Here is a 15,562-nt window from a genome sequence, read left to right as displayed (position 1 = left end):
CCCGTGGTCCCGTGTCTGGGCCGCTGCGGGTCAAGCCGTGGCCGCGGTGACTACGATCTTGCCGAACTGGGTGTTGGATTCCATGTGCTGGTGTGCCTGCACGATCTTCTCCAGCGGGAACACGCGATCTACCACCGGGCGGAACACTCCGCTGCTTAGGCCCGAGGCGACGAACGCGGCGGCGCGGCGCAGCCGTTGCGGGTTCCTGGCAATCTCGAGCATCGTGTAGGTGCGCATGTTCAGCGCGGGCATGCCCAGGTCAAACCCGGGATACGGGGTCGGCTGCCCGCTGAGCGCACCCCACAGGAACAGGGTCCCGTCGGCCGCCACAGCGCGGGCCAGGTCCACGACTCCGGGACCGGCGACGGCGTCGAAGACATACTCGGCGCCTTTGCCGCCGGTCAGCTCCAGCACGCGCTTGGCCACGTCCTCCTCGTCCGAGACGATGACCTCTGCCGCGCCCTCGTCGATCAGCTGCTGCTTCTTGGCGCGGGTGCGGGTGATGGCGACTGGGGTGGCGCCCACCCGGGTGGCGGTGTGGATCGCGGCCAGGCCGACGCTGCTGGAGGCCGCGTTCACCACCGCCACATCACCCGCCCGCATGCGGCCGACTTCCACCATCGCGCCGTAGGCCGTGAGGTAGGGCATCCACACTGCCGCGCCGGACACCGCGTCCACGTTGTCGGGGCGGTGCAGTAGTGCGGTGGCCGGCACGATCGACTGCTCGGCGTACACGCCGTAGTCATTCTGCGAGAAGTTCGGCACGACGCTGATCGCCTGCCCCTTCTCGAAACCGGTCACCTCGGGGCCGACCGCCTCGATCACGCCGGCGGCCTCGGAGCCGAGCCTGGCGGGCAGTTGCTTGACCGACTCGATGTACTGGCCGCTCCGGAACAGTGCCTCGGCCCTGTTGACACCGATCGCGTCTACCCGGATCCGCACTTCGCCCGGTCCCGGCTCACCTGGCTCCAGGTCCTCCAGCCGCATCACCTCGGGTCCGCCGATCTCGTGGAACCGCACAGTCCTTGCCATGCCACCGTCCTTCACTCGCTGGGAACTGGGCCTACGGTGACACAGAAGTACGACCGCCGTCAAACTTTGATGGCTGTCGTACTATGAGGCCATGGACCGTACGCCGTCGCACCCTGAGGTGTCGAAGTTCAACCTCCAGCAGGTGCTGGAGGCTCTCGTCGATCCGGTACGCCGGAGCATCGTCATCCAGCTCGACACCGCCTGCGAGGACATCACCTGCGGCGCTTTCGACATCTCTGTCAGCAAGTCCACCGCCACCCACCACTTCAAGGTGCTGCGCGAGGCGGGCCTGATCCGGCAGTACTACGTCGGAACCTCGCGGATGAACGCCCTGCGCCGCGCCGAGATGGACCAGGCGTTCCCCGGCCTGCTCGACGCCCTGGCCACGCCCCAGGCGCAAGGGGTGTCGACTTAGGGGTGGGCGACTCCTGCGTCTTAGTGATCAGGTCGCGCCGCATGCTCGTCAACCCCCTACGCCCATCCGAGTAGGGGGTTACTCATGCCCGGAATGTTCCCGAGGGGCAGCCTTCAAGGGTCGGCAAGGACGTCGTAGGGAGCGTGTCGTGCGCAATGACTTGAATCATCGATGGAGTGGTCGCCGTGGGCTGCTGACCGTGGTCATGCTCCTGTCTCTCGCCGTGCCCGTGTGGTCGCCGGCTCCGCCGGCCGCCGGCGCCGTGGCGAGGAGTGGGCAGACGGCGGATACCTGGTCGTACCTGTTCGAGATCCACCGGCGTTTCCCGGCGCCGGAAACGTGCGTGGATGTCGACAACGCCTACACCCACGACGGCGCGAACGTGAAGCAGTGGGCCTGCGTCAACGTGCCCCAGCAGCGTTGGCAGTACCTACGGGTGACGCCCGGCAGCGAGTGGTTCTTCATCCGCGCCCAGCACAGCGGCAAGTGCCTGGACGTCGATCGTGCGCTGACCCACGACGGCGCCAACGTCCAGCAGTGGACCTGCGTCAACGTTCCACAGCAGATGTGGCGCTGGAAGTACGCCTACACCGACGCGTGGTGGAACACCTTCTACTTCCTGGAGAACAGGAACAGCGGCAAGTGCCTGGACGTCGACCATGGCTGGACCCACAACGGCGCCAACATCCAGCAGTGGACCTGCAACGAGTACGCCGGCCAGCAGTTGTGGTACTTCCTGGCCGTGTAACCCGCGGTGCGCGAGCGGCACCGGCCGCAATGGACCCGGCCGGTGCCGCAGTCACGCTGGGACTCCGACGGGGGCGGCAACGGCGGGAGGCGCCGTGGCGTGCCGTACGGGCTCCGGTCAGTCGGTCAGTCGGCCAGGTCGCGGCTGAGTTCGTCGGTGATGAGGAGGTCCTCGCGGACCTTGCCGGCGCGGTAGGCGGCGCGGCCGACCATGTGGGCGGCGACCGGGGCCGTCATGATCTGAAATATGGCGATCAGGGCGAGGATGCCGTAGTCGAGAGCCGCGCCCGTGCTCACCCCGATCGCCACCAGCGTCGCCACCAGCCCGATGAGCTGCGGTTTGGCCCCGGTGTGCAGGCGCGAGAGCAGGTCGGGGAAGCGCAGCAGGCCGATCCCGGCGGTGAGCGAGAACACGCCTCCGACCATCAGCAGCGTCCCGACGACGACGTCACTCACTGTTCCTCCGCGCCGCGAACCGCGCCACGGCCACCGAGCCGACGAACCCGATGATCGATACGACCATCAGGATCGGCAGCGTGGCGGTGTGCCGGTTGTAGGCCGCCTCCATCCCGATCCCCACCACGGTGATGGCGATGAGCACGTCGAACGCCACGGCCCTGTCCAGGCGGGACGGCCCGGCGATCAGCCGGATCAGCGTCAGGGTCGCCGCCACGCCGAGCATTGCGCCGGCGATGAGCACGACGACGGTCACGTGAGCCTCCCTCTCTCCTCGCCGCGCCCGATCACGTGAGCCTCCCTCTCTCCTCACCGCTCCCGATCGCACGGATCACGCGGGCCTCCAGAGCCAGCACGCCCAGGCGGGTGTGCTCCAGGTCGTGCTCGCGGTCCACCCCGAGTACGTGCAGGTAGAGGATGCCCGCCGACCTCCTGACCTCCACCACGAGGCTGCCGGGCACCGCGGAGAGGGTCAGCGCCGTGACCGTCATGGTGAGGTCGCTACGGCTCCGCAGGGTCACCGCGATCACCGCGCAGACGGGCGGCGGGCCGGGCCGTACGGCCTGCCAGGCGACGCGCGAACTGGAGATCACCATGTCGGCCAGGAACCATCCCAGCAGCCGCACGCACCCCCACGGCGCGATCCGCGCGTCGCCGCCGACCCTCGGCAGCCGGGTCAGCCAGGTGATGAGCACGGCGACCAGCACCCCGGACAGCACGTTGGCGACGGACAGGTTGCCCCACATCAGCACCCAGATCGCCGCCAGACCGATGATCGGCGCGGGCCTCACGGCAGCACCGCCGTCACTCCGCACGGCGCACCGGCGACCCCTGACGCCAGGCCGGTGGACTGCCCGGCCATCATGGCGACACCACCGCCCGCCCGGCGGCCCGCTGACCCGTCCGGCCGATGAACTGCCGGCGCTCTCACGGCAGCACCGCCGTCACGTAGGGGGTGCGTTCGAGGAGTTCGGCGGCGGCCCGGTCGGTGTAGGTCACCAGTGGTCCGGCGACCACGGTGAAGGCGGTGGCGAACCCGACCAGCGCCAGGGTGGTGCCCGCCATCGATCCCGGGTAGGCGGCGGCCACGATGGCCGTCCCGCCGAGCCCTTCGCGCGTCCGGATGATCTGACCGGGTTCGGGCACCTTGCTCCGGTCGCCCCAGAAGGCGCGGTTCCACACCCAGCAGACGGCGTACAGGGTCAGCAGGCTGGTCAGCACCGACACCCCGACCAGCGTGTACGCCAGCGGGGTGCCCGCCTCGACCCCGGCGCGCAGCAGGCCGAGCTTGCCCAGGAACCCGGACAGCGGCGGTATCCCCGCCAGGTTCATCGCCGGGATGAAGAACAGCACCGCCAGCAGCGGCGACAACCGGGCCAGCCCGCCCAGCCGTTCGATCGAGGTGCTGCCGCCACGCCGTTCCACCAGGCCGGTGACCAGGAAGAGCGTGGTCTGCACGGTGATGTGGTGGGCGACGTAGAAGATCGCCCCGGCCAGCCCGGCCCGCGAGGCGAGGCCGATGCCGAAGACCATGAAGCCGATGTGACTGACCAGCGTGAACGACAGCAGCCGCTTGATGTCGGTCTGCGCGACCGCGCCGAGTATCCCGACGAGCATGGTGAGGGCCGCCGCGACCAGCAGCAACGTGGTCAGGTTCGAGCCGGGGAAGAGCAGCGTCTGGGTACGGATCATCGCGTAGACGCCGACCTTGGTCAGCAGCCCCGCGAAGAGCGCGGTGATCGGCGCGGGCGTGGTCGGATAACTGTCGGGCAGCCACGCCGACAACGGGAAGACGGCCGCCTTGATGCCGAACCCGACGAGCAGCGCCAGCTGGAGCACCAGGCGAACATCGTCGGGCAACGCGTCGAGCCGTACGGCGAGCTGGGCCATGGTGAGGGTGCCGGTCGCGGCGTAGCAGAGCCCGATGGCCAGCAGGAAGACCACCGAGGAGAGCAGGCTGACCACGATGTAGGTCATCCCCGCGCGCACCCGCGCGCCCGTGCCCCCGATGGTGATCAGGACGTAGCTCGCGGTCAGCAGGATCTCGAAGCCGACATAGAGGTTGAACAGGTCGCCCGCCATGAAGGTGTCGGCGACTCCGGCGACCAGGATGAGATAGGCCGGGTGGAAGATCGCCAGCGGGGTGACCTCGTCGTTGTCGGCGGCTCCCTGCCCGATGGCGTAGACGATCACAGCGAGGACGATCACGCTCGACACCAGCAGGATCAGCGCCGACAGACGGTCGACGACCAGCATGACGCCGATCGGGGCGGGCCAGCCGCCCGGGTCCATGGTCTGCGGGCCGTACCTGTCGGTCTGGTAGACGAGCACGGCGGCGATGACCACGATCGACAGCAGGACAGCGACGGAGATGCCACGCTGGACCCGGGTGATCCGGGGCCCGAGGGCGAGCCGTACCCCGGCCGCGAGCAACGGCAGCACGACGGGCAACGGCACGAGGACGTTGTTCACCGCACGCCCCCGCCCATCGCCGTGTCGATCGCCCGGCCGCCGCCCACACCCTCGCCCGTCCTCATGCAGACCTCTCGGCCGCCGCGCACCACACCGCGCCGCCCACGAACGGCGTCGACCCCCCGGACGTCGTTCACTGCACGTCCTCGCCCATCGTGGTGTCCATCGCCCGTTCCGGGTCGTCGGCGGCCATCTGGCGTTCCCATTCCTCGCGCATCCGGCGGCGGAAGTCCCTGCGCTCGCCGCGTGCCGTGCTGCGCAGCCCGCGCCACGCCCGCCAGCCCGCGCGGCGGCCCTCCTCGGCCTGGATCCTGCGGACCCGCTCGGCCTGCTCGCGCAGGCGATCCCTGGCCAGTTCGCGCTCGACCCTGGCGATGACCCTGCGGTCCTCCTCGTCGTCGCGTACCTCGTCGTCGCCGGTGAGCTGCCGGCTGCGATGGGCCAGGGCCAGCAGGAACGCGACGAGCGCCAGGGTGATCACGATCGCGGTGAGGATCATGATCTGGGGCAGCGGGTCACTGATCGCGGACACGGACGAGAACCCGAGGAGGGGCGGCCTCCCCGTCGGGCCCCCGGCGGCCAGGATGAACAGGTTCACCCCGTTGCCGAGCAGGATCACGCCCACGATGATCCTGGTGAGGCTGCGTTCCAGCATCAGGAACACCCCGGTCGCCACCAGCACGGTCACCGTGGCCAACAGGATCACGTTGGGCCCGGTCACGCGGTGATCACCTCCTCGCCCTCCTCCTCGACCTGCCGGTCCAGCTCGCCGCCCATCGCGCGCAGGAAGTCGAGGACGACGCCGATGACCACCAGGTAGACGCCGATGTCGAAGATCGTCGAGGTGGGGAAGTGGATCTCGCCGAGCACCGGCAGGCGCCAGTCGAGCACCGTCTCCCTGAACACCTCGCCGGAGATCAGCAGCCCGGTCAGCCCGGTGACCGTGATGACCGTCAGCCCGGCGCCCTGGCACACTCCCGGCCCGAGCGGCAGCGCGTCCGCCAGTTCGTAGCGGCCCCCGGCCAGGTAGCGCATGGTCAGCGCGAGCCCCGCGACCAGTCCCGCCGCGAATCCGCCGCCCGGCGTGCCGTGCCCGCTGAACAGCAGGAACAGCGAGAGGACCAGCATCGGATGGAAGACCGTCCAGGCGGTCACCTCGAAGACGATCGACCGCCGTTCGGCGGACAGCGTCTCGCTGCCCCGCAGCCAGGTCGCGGCCGGGCGGGCGGCCTCCGGCTCCTCGAAGGAGGGGACGCCCGGCCGCGCCCACACCTCGCCCGAGCTCTCCCCCGCGCGCGGCATGGTCGGCGTGCGCCGCAGGTAGATCAGGCCGATCACCCCGGCCGCCGCGATGAGCAGCACCGAGCTCTCTCCCATGGTGTCCCAGGCGCGCAGGTCCACCAGGCCGATGTTGACGATGTTGTGGCCGCCGGCCTCGATGGCGGCCTCCGGGTAGCCTGCGGAGGCGGGCGGTGCCGTACGGGCGTTGACGGCGACGTAGGCCATGCCCGCCACCAGCAGGCCCACGGCGGCGGCGAACACCGCGTTGAGCCGGCGGATGCCCTCGACCTGCCGTTCGACGAACTTCGGCGGCAGCCTGCGCAGCACCAGGACGAAGGCCACCAGGGTCACCGTCTCGGTGAGGAACTGGGTCAGCCCCAGGTCGGGGGCCCCGTGCAGGACGAACATGGTGGCCGTGCCCACCCCGGTCACGCCCGCGCACATGACCGCGGCGAGCCGCCACGTCTGGTTCACGGTGGCGAGGGCGGCGACGCAGATCAGGCCCGCGACCACGGCCTCGGCCGGCACGTCCCACAGCCGTACGGCACCGCCCCAGGGCAGCCCGGCCAGCAGCGCGCTGCCGGGCATCATGAGCAGCGCGAACAGGATGAAGCGCAGGTAGACGGGCAGCGAGCCGCGCTGGGTGAAGCGGGTGGCCTGGTCGGCGGCGCGATCCAGGCCGTGCATGATCAGCCGGTAGGTCCGTTCGGCGTCGAGGTGCGGGTGCAGGACCGCCTGGACCCGCGAGACCGCGCCCCGGGCGACGAAGAGCGCCGCGCCCGCCAGGAGGACCAGCGCCGACAGTCCCAGCGGCAGGGTGAAGCCGTGCCACAGGGCGAGGTGCTCGTCGTCGGGGCCCGGCGGATAGGCGTTCGCGTATCTGGCCACGATCGGGTCGAACACCGGCGCCGCCAGGCCGAGCAGCACCGTCGCCACCGTCAGCACGACCACCGGCGCCGACAGGGACACCCCCGGCCCGTGCATCACCGTCGGCTCCCTGCCCGGTTTGACGGCGAACGCCCCCCACACGAAGCGGGCGCTGTAGGCGACGGTGAGGATCGACCCCAGCACCAGTACGGCGAGCACGACCGGATCGTCGGTGAAGGCCGCGAAGTCGGCCTCCTTGCTGACGAATCCGCCGAGTGGCGGCAGCCCCGCCATCGACGCGGCGGCGATCACCCCGCACACACAGGTGACCGGCGCGGCCGACCGCAGCCCGCTCAGTTTGCGCAGGTCGCGGGTGCCGGTGCCGTGGTCGATGATGCCCACGACCATGAACGACGCGGCCTTGAAGGCGGCGTGCGTGAGCAGCGTGTAGACGCCGGCCAGCGCGGCGGCCCAGGTGCCCACGCCGACCATGACGACGAGGAAACCGAGCTGGCTGACGGTGCCGAAGGCGAGCAGCAGCTTCAGGTCGTACTGCCGCATGGCCCGCCAGCCCCCGATGATCATGGTGGCCAGCCCGAACACCACGGTGATCGTCCGCCAGGGGGAGACGTCGGCGAAAGCCGGCGAGAGCCTGGCCACCAGGTAGACGCCGGCCTTCACCATCGCCGCCGCGTGCAGATAGGCGCTGACCGGGGTGGGAGCCGCCATCGCACCCGGCAGCCAGAAGTGGAAGGGGATCAGCGCCGACTTCGACAACGCGCCCACCAGCACGAGCACCAGCCCGGCGGTCACCGTGGCGCCCGAGGGCGGCCTCGCGATGATCTCGGAGATCCGGAAGGTGCCGGCGGCCAGCCCGATCATGATCAGTCCGACCAGCATGGCCAGCCCGCCGAAGGTGGTGACCACGATCGCGGTCATCGCCGCGCGCCTGCTGTTGCGCTCCTCCGCGTGAAAGCCGATCAGCAGGTAGGAGAAGACGGTGGTCAGTTCCCAGAAGACGTAGAGCAGGACGAGGTCGTCGGCCAGGACCAGGCCGAGCATCGCCCCCGCGAACGCGACGAACATCCCGGCGAAACCCGGTAGTCCGACGTCGCCGGAGTTGAAGTAGCCGCCGCAGTAGACGAGGACCAGCGCGCCCACGCCCGCGACCACGACCACCATCAGCAGCGCGAGCGCGTCCATCCGGAAGGCCAGGTCGAGCTGGTAGCCGGGAACCCAGGAGAACACCTCGGTCCGCGACCCGCGGGTCACCACCGCCCACCCGGTCACGGCCGCGGGGACCGCCGCGATCAGCCAGAACGCCCGTGCTCCCAGCCGCCGCACCGCGACCGGCGCGACCACGGCCGCCACGAAGTGCGCGAGCACGGCAACAAGCACCCTGAGATCACCACGCTCCCCCAGCGCACGACCCGAACCACAAGATCCTAAGCACGGTCCCGGCGCCGCCTCCGCCAGGCTCGCCGAAACTTGGGACTGGCGGGACTCCTGAATCGGATGTTGAATGCGTGATGTGATCGATCTCCTCGATATCGCATATGTCCGTTCGGGGGCCGGTGACTTACCCGCCGCTGTGCGGTTCGCTGTCGACATCGTCGGCATGGAACCGGCCGGGGAGGAGGAGGGCGTCGCCTATCTGCGCGCCGACGACCGCCACCACTGCCTGGCCTTCGTCGAAGGCTGCTCGGGCGTGCTGTCCTCCGCCTTCGTCCTCGCTGACGAACACGCACTCGAACGCGCCGAGAACGAGCTGGAGCTCTCCGGCGTCAAGGTCGCCCGGGGCACCCCGGAGCAGGCCAGGTCGCGCAGGGTCCGCGACTTCATCGCCTTCGACGATCCCTTCGGCAACCGCATCGACCTGGTGATCGACCAGGTCAAGGTGCGACGTCCGATGCGGCACGGCCGGCCGTCGGGCATCACCGAGTTCGGCCATCTCTGCCTCGACGCCGCCGACGTGCGCGAGGCCCACCGGTTCTGGTCCACCATGTTCAACGCCAGGGCCTCCGACTGGATCGGCGACTGGGCGTGCCTGATGCGCATCGACCCCGTCCACCACAAGCTGGCCTTCTTCAAGGGCAGCTCACCGGGCCTGTGCCACATCAACTTCCAGGTCGACTCGATCGACGACGTCATGCGCAACTGGCATTTCCTGCAGGAGCAGGGCGTCGAGATCGAGATGGGCCCCGGCAGGCACCCCCAGTCGACCGCGATCTTCCTCTATTTCAAGGGACCGGAGGGCCTCACCTACGAATACTCCTACGGCGTGCGGCTGATCACCGACGAGGCGGCGTGGCAACCGCGCTACTGGGACCCGGCGGAGCCCGACGCGATCGACATGTGGCGCGGGCCGACCCGGCGGGTCAACACCCAGCCGCAGATCATGCGGGCACTAGGCGACGAGTAAGCCGCAACAACTCCTCGACGTCACCGCCCGGATCGTCGCGTACGACGGCCACGTCCAGGCCCGCCTCGGCGAGCCGGGACAACGAACGGGCGGCGTCGCCGGACGTGCCGGCGACGGTGAACAGGTCCACCAGGTCGTCGTCGACGAGGTCCACCCGCGGGCTGCCCGCCAGCCAGCCCTCCCGGAAGGCGGCGCACAACTCCGCGGCCAGCCCGGCCGTACGGGTGATCTCGTGTTCGCCGTGCACGCCGAGATAGGTCGCCACCATGGGCCGCACCCGGTCTCGCGCGAGGGACACGTCCGGGTCGACCGACAGCGCGACGTACGCCGCGAGCTCCATCGCCGGACCGACCCGCTCACGCACCGAGGCGACGTACGGCGGCGACGACAGGATCGACAGCAGCAGGCCGTCGGCGCGACCGGCGGCCATGGCCACCGCACGCGGGCCCTTGACGCCGAGCACGATCGGCGGCCTGGTGCGCGGCGGGGTGAACGCTAGCCCGGCGGCGATCTGGAAGTGCTCGCCGTCGAAGCGCACCTCCTCGCCGGTCAGGAACGCGCGGACCACGTCGACCGCCTCGGTCAGCCGCCCGATCGGCTTCTCGAAGGGGATGCCGAGCCGGTCGGTCATCCACCGGGGGTTGCTCGCGCCCAGCCCGAGGACGGCCCGTCCCTCGCTGATCTCCTCCAGGGCGGCCAGTTCCATCGCGATCAGCGCCGGATGCCTCGTCCACGGGTTGACCACGCCGATCCCGACGCGCACCCGTTCGGTGGCCGCCGCGATCGCCCCGGCGAGCGCGAACGCCCCCCGCTCGCAGTAGTCCTCCGTCACCCAGACGGTGTCGTACCCCGCCTCCTCCGCCTGCCTCGCCACCCGTACGGCGGAGCCCGCGTGCCGTTGGCCGGAGATCGAGAACGCGAGCTTCACGCCTGCAACGCCCGATCCAGCGCGGCGGGCGTCGGCTCCACGACCGGGACCGGCCGGAGCGTGCCCGCGGTGGCGCCGACGTCCTTCAGACCGGTGGAGGAGCCGATCAGGACCGTGGTCGCGCCGGGCGGCACGGCGCCCTCGGCGACGAGTTCTTCGAGCGCGAGCAGTGTGGTCACCGACGAGGCCTCCAGATAGAGTCCCGCCTCCCGGCCGAGGCGGCGCTGGGCGTCGAGGATGCGGTCGTCGTCGGGCACGCCCACGGCGCGTCCGCCGGTGGCGCGCAGCGCGGCCAGCCCCTGGTAGGTGCCGAACGGCGAGGCGATGGAGAAGGCGACCGACGGGGTGATCGGCACCGGCCCCGCCACCTCCGCGCCCGCGGCGAGCGCGCCCGCGAGCGGCCCGAACGGCTCGGCGGCCACCAGCTTGGGCATCCGGTCGGCGACGCCGAGCGCGACCAGGTCGGCGAAGCCGCGCCAGATCCCGGCGAGGCCGTCGGCGTAGGCGACGGGGACCACCACGAAGTCGGGCACCCGGCCGAGTTCCGCGACGATCTCGTAGGAGATCGTCTTGTAGCCGTCGACGCCGTAGCCGATGGAACCCACCGGCGGGGCGGCGTGCCCCGACATCGGCAGCCAGCCGCGCTCCTCCACGAGCTGCCGCATCAGCCGCCAGCGGTCGGGGGGCTGCTTGAGCGCCACCACGTCGGCGCCGTAGACCTGCATCAACGTCTTCATCGTGTCGGGCACGGAGGCGACCGTGAGCACCACGCAGCGCACCCCCGCACGGGCCGCGTACGCGGCGACCGCCGCACCGTGGTTGCCGGTGCTCGCCACGACCACGGCGGGAGCGCCCAGCTCGACGGCCTTCGTCAGGGCCACCGAAGCCAGCCGGTCCTTGTACGACCAGGTCGGGTTGCGGGTCTCGTCCTTGACGTGGACGGCCGCCAGCCCCAGGCGCTCCGCCGTACGCGGGAGGGACACCAGCGGCGTGTCGCCTTCGCCGAGGCTGACCGCGGGGGTGGCGGGGTCCAGCGGCAGCAGCGACCGGTGGCGGAAGAGCCCCGGCTCGCCCTGCGACACGGGCAGCACGCCGGTGGCGGGAATGGCGTACTCGGGCAGGACGTTGGCGGGCACGCCGTCGCGTTCGCACGCCGGGCAGCCGCGGCCGAGCAGCTCCACGCTCGGGTCCGCGTACGCGGCGGCGCAGCGCAGGCAGGCCAGGCGGCCGAGGTAGTGACTCATGCGGGCACCACCGGCAGGGCGCGCGGGGAGTGGGTGAACAAATCGACGCCGTCGGCGGTCACCACCAGGGTGTCCTCGACCATCATCCCGCCCCATCCGATCTCGTAGTACGGCGTCTCGAAGCAGAATGTCATGCCCTCTTCGAGCGCCGTCGCGGTCCCCGGCGCGATGATCGGCTGCTCGTAGATGGACAGCCCGATGCCGTGCCCGCAGTGCTGCCGCCGGTAGGGGGCGATCCCGCCCCGCCGCACGGTCTCCATCGCGATCTCGAACAGCTCCTCGGCGGTGACCCCCGGCTTGGCCAGCGCGATCTGCTCGTCCAGACCGTCGAGGATCGCGGCGTACCGGCTGGTCTGCCGGTGGTCGGGCCCGCCCAGTACGGCGGTGCGGCCGATGTCGGAGTAGTAGCCGCCGTAGAGGCATCCCACGTCGAACCTGGCCAGTTCGCCGGGCTGCCACGTCCTGCCTGTCGGGTGGGCGTCGGCGAGCGCCGACCGCGGGCCGGTCGTGGCCACCACGAACCGCGGCTCCCCACCTTCGGCGACCATGGTCGCGGCGACGACGCCGGCCAGTTCCTGCTCGGTGATCCCCGGTCCGGCGGCGTCGAGCGCGGCGTTCACGCCCGCCTCGGCGAGCCGGGCCGCGTGCCTGAGCAGCGCCACCTCACCGGGCAGCTTCGGACCGCGCAACGCGGTCATCCACTGCGTCGCGTCCACGGCCGCACCGGCCGAGCCCTCGGCGGACGTACGGCCCGGCGAGCCCGCGGACGAGCCCGCAGCCGTGCCGAGAAGCGGATCGGCCGCGAGTCCTTCGATGCCGTAGCGCAGCCCTCGCCCGGCGAATCCGACGGCGGTCGCCAGCGCGGCCGGGAGGTCCGGGTGCCGGTCGGACATGTCGGTGAGCGGGGAGCCCAGGGCCGACTCGAAGTAGAACCGGCCGAAGGGCACCAGCCGGTCCTCCGGCATCCCGGCGTCGGCGGCCGGGGCCGTGTCGGCGGCGGGGCAGACGAGCCAGCAGTCGTCCCCGGTCACCAGCGCGGCCATCCGGTGCGCGCGGAACAACGGCCCGGCCACGGAACGGTACCCCGTGGCGTAGAGGATGCTCTCCGGCGTGGTGAGGATCACGGCGTCGAAGGGCGCCCCGGCCAACGCCTCGCGCAGCCGTCCCAGCCGTTGCCCGGCGAGTTCCCGCAGATCCACGGTCATCCGATCGTCTCCCCGTCGCTGATCGTCTCGCCGCCCAGCCGCCACCCGGCCGGACCCCGCAGACCCGCTGTCATCCGATCGTCTCCCTGCCAATGATCGTCTCGCTGAACTCGGCCATCGCGTCGACCGTCTCCTCCACCGTGTTGGCCGCGAACAGCAGCCCGGCCATGGTGTCGACGCCGGCCGCCCGGTAGGCCGCCACCTGTTCGGCCACGCTCTCCGGGGTGCCGATGAGGTTGCGGCGGGCCAGATCCTCCACACCCTGGTCCTTCAGCGTCGAGCCGGACAGCGAGACGAGGTGGTTGTGGATCTGCGAGGCCCGGAACCTGCGCCACGCCTCTTCCATGGTGGGCGCGACGCACACGGCCACCTGCAAAGCAACCTCGAATCCCGGGGGCAGGCCGCCGCGCGCGGCGGTGGCCCGGTCGCCGATCGCGGCGATGCCGTCGGCCACCTCCCCGGGGGTGAGGCAGGCGGGCAGCCAGCCGTCCGCGTACAGCGCGGCCCGGGTGCGCGACCCCGGCGCGTTGCCGCCCGACAGGATCGGCAACGTCGGCTGCATCGGCTTGGGGTACGACTCCACGTCGTGGAAGTCGACCCAGCGTCCGTGGAAACTCGCGCGCCGCCGGGTGAAGAGCGCCTGCAACGCCTGGATGGCCTCCGCCGCGTGCTCGCCCCGGTGCAGCGGACGCCCGGGGTTCATCGCCTCGTACTCCTCGCGGTAGGCGCCGATGCCCACCCCGAGCACGGCCCGGCCGCCGGAGAGCTGGTCGAGCGTGGCGGCCTGCTTGGCGGCCACCACCGGGTTGCGGAACGGCAGCACCATGATCGCCGTGGCCAGCCGGATCCTGCTGGTGATCGCCGCGACATAGCTGAGATAACCGAACGGGTCGTAGAAGCGCGGCGGAGTCTCGAACTCCTCCCGCACGTACGCCTGGGTCGACACGTGATCGTTGGCCCACACCGAGTCGAAGCCCAGCCGCTCCGCCTCGACCGCCAGCCGTACGGCCTGGCCGATGTCGGCGTAGGGGACCGGGTACATCAATCCTTCGGTCCCCGTCGGCACTCCAAGGCCGAATCTCATGACTCATCCCTTTCCGGTACGGCCGGCTCCGGCGCGCCCATCGGTTTGATCCTCTTCAGCACCCAGCCGAGCAGCGCGTAGCACACGAAGCCGTACACCAGTCCCTCGATCGCGTCGGTCAGCAGCACGTCGGTCACCTTCGAGAGCACCGCCGCCAGCGCCCACGCGACCAGGGCCTCGACCCGTACGGCAGGCGCGGAGCGGAGGAGTTCCGTGCCCGAGCTGTGGCGGGCCAGCACCCAGAAGTGCGCGATGAGGACGCCGGCGAACGGCGGTGCGACGAGCGCGACGATGTTCAGGAAGACGAGGAAGGAGTCTGCCAGCCCGGCGAAGGCCACGAGCACGGCGATCACGATGGAGACGATCGTCCACACCGGCTTGCCGATCCGCGCGCCCAGTGTGTTGGAGGCGTTGGTGAAGGCCAGCGACGCGGAGTAGAGGTTGTTGTCCGCGGTGTTCCACAGTGCGAGGACCAGCATCACCGCGGCCGGGGCGAGCAGCCCGAGTCCCTGCATGACCAGCACGAAGTTGCTGTTGGCGACCTTCATCGCGGAGACCATGGAGATGGTCTCGAAGACGCCCGCGCCGGCGACGAAGCCGCAGAAGCTGGAGATGATCACATCGCGCGGGCGGCTGGCGTATCTGGTCACGTCGCCGACCAGCGCCGCTCCGGTGACCCAGGTCGCGATCACCGCTCCGACGGCGGCGCCGAACCCGATCGGCACGGCGGGGGTGTGTGCGATGACTTCGGCGAAGCCGCCCTCCATACCGCCGATCTTGAAGAGGGCGACCAGCGCGATGCCGATCTCGATGGGCACGGCGATCGCGGAGAACCTGGCGAGCCCCTTGATTCCGAAGATCGCCGTGGAGGTGATGGCCAGGGCGAAGGCCAGCACGAACACCCACGAGGGGATCGCCGGGAGCAGCTTGTTCACCGCACCGCCCCAGGTGTCCATCAGTACCCCGATGAACCCCATGGCGAGCAGGCCGAGCAGCAGCGAGACGACGACCGCGCCGTGCCGCCCGAAGACCGCCCGGGCGGCCAGATAACTCGACAGCCCGGTCCGGTAGCCCACCAGCCCGACCAAGGTCGAGACCACGACCAGCACCAGGTTGCCGACGAGGATGGCGGCGATGCCCGCCCCGAAGGAACTGCCGCCGCCCACCACGCCGCCGACCAGGAAGCTGCTGACGCTGATGTTCCAGCCGATCTGCACAATGATCATCTGGAGCAGCGACTTGCGGCGGTTCGTCGGGACCGGTTCGAGGGCGTGATCGTCAAGGTCGGTGGCGAGCGTGTCCCGTTCCGCCGGGGGCGCGACCTGTGAACTCATGAGGGTCCTCTCCTCATCTGACCTGTGATATTCCATAGTCAGTCAGCACTTCTCGATCCCTCTACGTGGACCGAC

The 15,562-nt window shown here is 70.7% G+C and carries 16 protein-coding genes; 3 read left to right on the top strand and 13 right to left on the bottom strand.

The features are described 5' to 3' along the window. Positions 1 to 30 precede the first annotated feature (30 nt). A complete protein-coding gene (locus MBA17_RS21240) occupies positions 31 to 1,032 on the bottom strand; it encodes a zinc-dependent alcohol dehydrogenase family protein (RefSeq protein ID WP_238498261.1) in 1,002 nt (333 codons plus the stop codon). 91 nt (positions 1,033 to 1,123) lie between these two features. Here MBA17_RS21240 and MBA17_RS21235 point away from each other — a divergent pair, with 91 nt between their 5' ends. Both MBA17_RS21235 and MBA17_RS21230 read left to right on the top strand, forming a co-directional pair. Beyond that, entirely contained in the window at positions 1,124 to 1,447 is a 324-nt protein-coding gene (locus MBA17_RS21235; protein WP_238498260.1) for an ArsR/SmtB family transcription factor, read from the top strand. A gap of 148 nt (positions 1,448 to 1,595) precedes the next feature. Then, entirely contained in the window at positions 1,596 to 2,195 is a 600-nt protein-coding gene (locus MBA17_RS21230) for an RICIN domain-containing protein (protein ID WP_238498259.1), read from the top strand. Between the two features lie 125 nt (positions 2,196 to 2,320). On the opposite strand, the gene mnhG is transcribed toward MBA17_RS21230, so the two are convergent. The 7 genes from mnhG to MBA17_RS21195 all read right to left on the bottom strand — a co-directional run bounded on the left by mnhG (position 2,321) and on the right by MBA17_RS21195 (position 8,668). Then, positions 2,321 to 2,650, bottom strand: coding sequence for a monovalent cation/H(+) antiporter subunit G (gene mnhG, locus MBA17_RS21225; protein ID WP_238498258.1), 330 nt, complete (start codon positions 2,648 to 2,650; stop codon positions 2,321 to 2,323). Next, positions 2,643 to 2,906 (bottom strand): monovalent cation/H+ antiporter complex subunit F, encoded by a 264-nt coding sequence (locus MBA17_RS21220; RefSeq protein ID WP_238498257.1) that lies wholly within the window; start codon positions 2,904 to 2,906, stop codon positions 2,643 to 2,645. The genes mnhG and MBA17_RS21220 overlap by 8 nt, the downstream gene beginning before the upstream one ends. Before the next feature lie 31 nt (positions 2,907 to 2,937). Continuing rightward, entirely contained in the window at positions 2,938 to 3,441 is a 504-nt protein-coding gene (locus tag MBA17_RS21215) for a Na+/H+ antiporter subunit E (RefSeq protein ID WP_238498256.1), read from the bottom strand. 136 nt (positions 3,442 to 3,577) lie between these two features. Continuing rightward, positions 3,578 to 5,122, bottom strand: a complete 1,545-nt coding sequence (locus tag MBA17_RS21210) for a Na+/H+ antiporter subunit D (protein ID WP_238498255.1) — start codon at positions 5,120 to 5,122, stop codon at positions 3,578 to 3,580. After that, positions 5,119 to 5,259: a hypothetical protein gene (locus MBA17_RS21205; RefSeq protein ID WP_238498254.1), complete on the bottom strand. Its 141-nt coding sequence runs from the start codon at positions 5,257 to 5,259 to the stop codon at positions 5,119 to 5,121. The genes MBA17_RS21210 and MBA17_RS21205 overlap by 4 nt, the downstream gene beginning before the upstream one ends. Next, complete coding sequence (locus MBA17_RS21200) at positions 5,256 to 5,843, bottom strand: Na(+)/H(+) antiporter subunit C (RefSeq protein WP_238498253.1); 588 nt, start codon at positions 5,841 to 5,843, stop codon at positions 5,256 to 5,258. The genes MBA17_RS21205 and MBA17_RS21200 overlap by 4 nt, the downstream gene beginning before the upstream one ends. Next, on the bottom strand, positions 5,840 to 8,668 hold the full coding sequence (locus tag MBA17_RS21195; protein ID WP_238498252.1) for a Na+/H+ antiporter subunit A: 2,829 nt from the start codon (positions 8,666 to 8,668) through the stop codon (positions 5,840 to 5,842). Before MBA17_RS21195 ends, MBA17_RS21200 begins: the two co-directional genes overlap by 4 nt. 124 nt (positions 8,669 to 8,792) lie before the next feature. On the opposite strand from MBA17_RS21195, the gene MBA17_RS21190 reads away from it, so the two are divergent. Continuing rightward, complete coding sequence (locus MBA17_RS21190; RefSeq protein WP_238498251.1) at positions 8,793 to 9,692, top strand: VOC family protein; 900 nt, start codon at positions 8,793 to 8,795, stop codon at positions 9,690 to 9,692. On the opposite strand, the gene MBA17_RS21185 is transcribed toward MBA17_RS21190, so the two are convergent. From MBA17_RS21185 to MBA17_RS21165, 5 genes are all read right to left on the bottom strand, one after another. Further along, positions 9,667 to 10,620 (bottom strand): LLM class flavin-dependent oxidoreductase, encoded by a 954-nt coding sequence (locus MBA17_RS21185; protein ID WP_238498250.1) that lies wholly within the window; start codon positions 10,618 to 10,620, stop codon positions 9,667 to 9,669. The genes MBA17_RS21190 and MBA17_RS21185 overlap by 26 nt on opposite strands. Next, positions 10,617 to 11,864, bottom strand: coding sequence for a threonine synthase (locus MBA17_RS21180; protein ID WP_238498249.1), 1,248 nt, complete (start codon positions 11,862 to 11,864; stop codon positions 10,617 to 10,619). The genes MBA17_RS21185 and MBA17_RS21180 overlap by 4 nt, the downstream gene beginning before the upstream one ends. Next, entirely contained in the window at positions 11,861 to 13,069 is a 1,209-nt protein-coding gene (locus MBA17_RS21175; RefSeq protein ID WP_238498248.1) for a M24 family metallopeptidase, read from the bottom strand. The genes MBA17_RS21180 and MBA17_RS21175 overlap by 4 nt, the downstream gene beginning before the upstream one ends. A gap of 70 nt (positions 13,070 to 13,139) precedes the next feature. Next, positions 13,140 to 14,153, bottom strand: coding sequence for a TIGR03619 family F420-dependent LLM class oxidoreductase (locus MBA17_RS21170; RefSeq protein WP_238498247.1), 1,014 nt, complete (start codon positions 14,151 to 14,153; stop codon positions 13,140 to 13,142). Beyond that, positions 14,150 to 15,487, bottom strand: a complete 1,338-nt coding sequence (locus MBA17_RS21165) for a purine-cytosine permease family protein (protein WP_238498246.1) — start codon at positions 15,485 to 15,487, stop codon at positions 14,150 to 14,152. Before MBA17_RS21165 ends, MBA17_RS21170 begins: the two co-directional genes overlap by 4 nt. Positions 15,488 to 15,562 lie beyond the last annotated feature (75 nt).

It is taken from the genome of Dolomitihabitans soli (assembly GCF_022213955.1).
Classification (GTDB): Bacteria; Actinomycetota; Actinomycetes; order Streptosporangiales; family Streptosporangiaceae; genus Streptosporangium_A; species Streptosporangium_A soli.
The sequence above is the reverse complement of the archived record's forward strand: the minus strand, read 5'-3'. Positions and strand labels throughout refer to the sequence as shown.

What these genes read in the sequence shown, in the direction of transcription:
- MBA17_RS21240 (WP_238498261.1), bottom strand. Translation starts at nt 1,032, where the DNA reads ATGGCAAGGACTGTGCGGTTCCACGAGATCGGCGGACCCGAGGTGATG.
- MBA17_RS21165 (WP_238498246.1), bottom strand. Translation starts at nt 15,487, where the DNA reads ATGAGTTCACAGGTCGCGCCCCCGGCGGAACGGGACACGCTCGCCACC.
- MBA17_RS21235 (WP_238498260.1), top strand. Translation starts at nt 1,124, where the DNA reads ATGGACCGTACGCCGTCGCACCCTGAGGTGTCGAAGTTCAACCTCCAG.
- MBA17_RS21175 (WP_238498248.1), bottom strand. Translation starts at nt 13,069, where the DNA reads ATGACCGTGGATCTGCGGGAACTCGCCGGGCAACGGCTGGGACGGCTG.
- MBA17_RS21190 (WP_238498251.1), top strand. Translation starts at nt 8,793, where the DNA reads ATGCGTGATGTGATCGATCTCCTCGATATCGCATATGTCCGTTCGGGG.
- MBA17_RS21180 (WP_238498249.1), bottom strand. Translation starts at nt 11,864, where the DNA reads ATGAGTCACTACCTCGGCCGCCTGGCCTGCCTGCGCTGCGCCGCCGCG.
- MBA17_RS21170 (WP_238498247.1), bottom strand. Translation starts at nt 14,153, where the DNA reads ATGAGATTCGGCCTTGGAGTGCCGACGGGGACCGAAGGATTGATGTAC.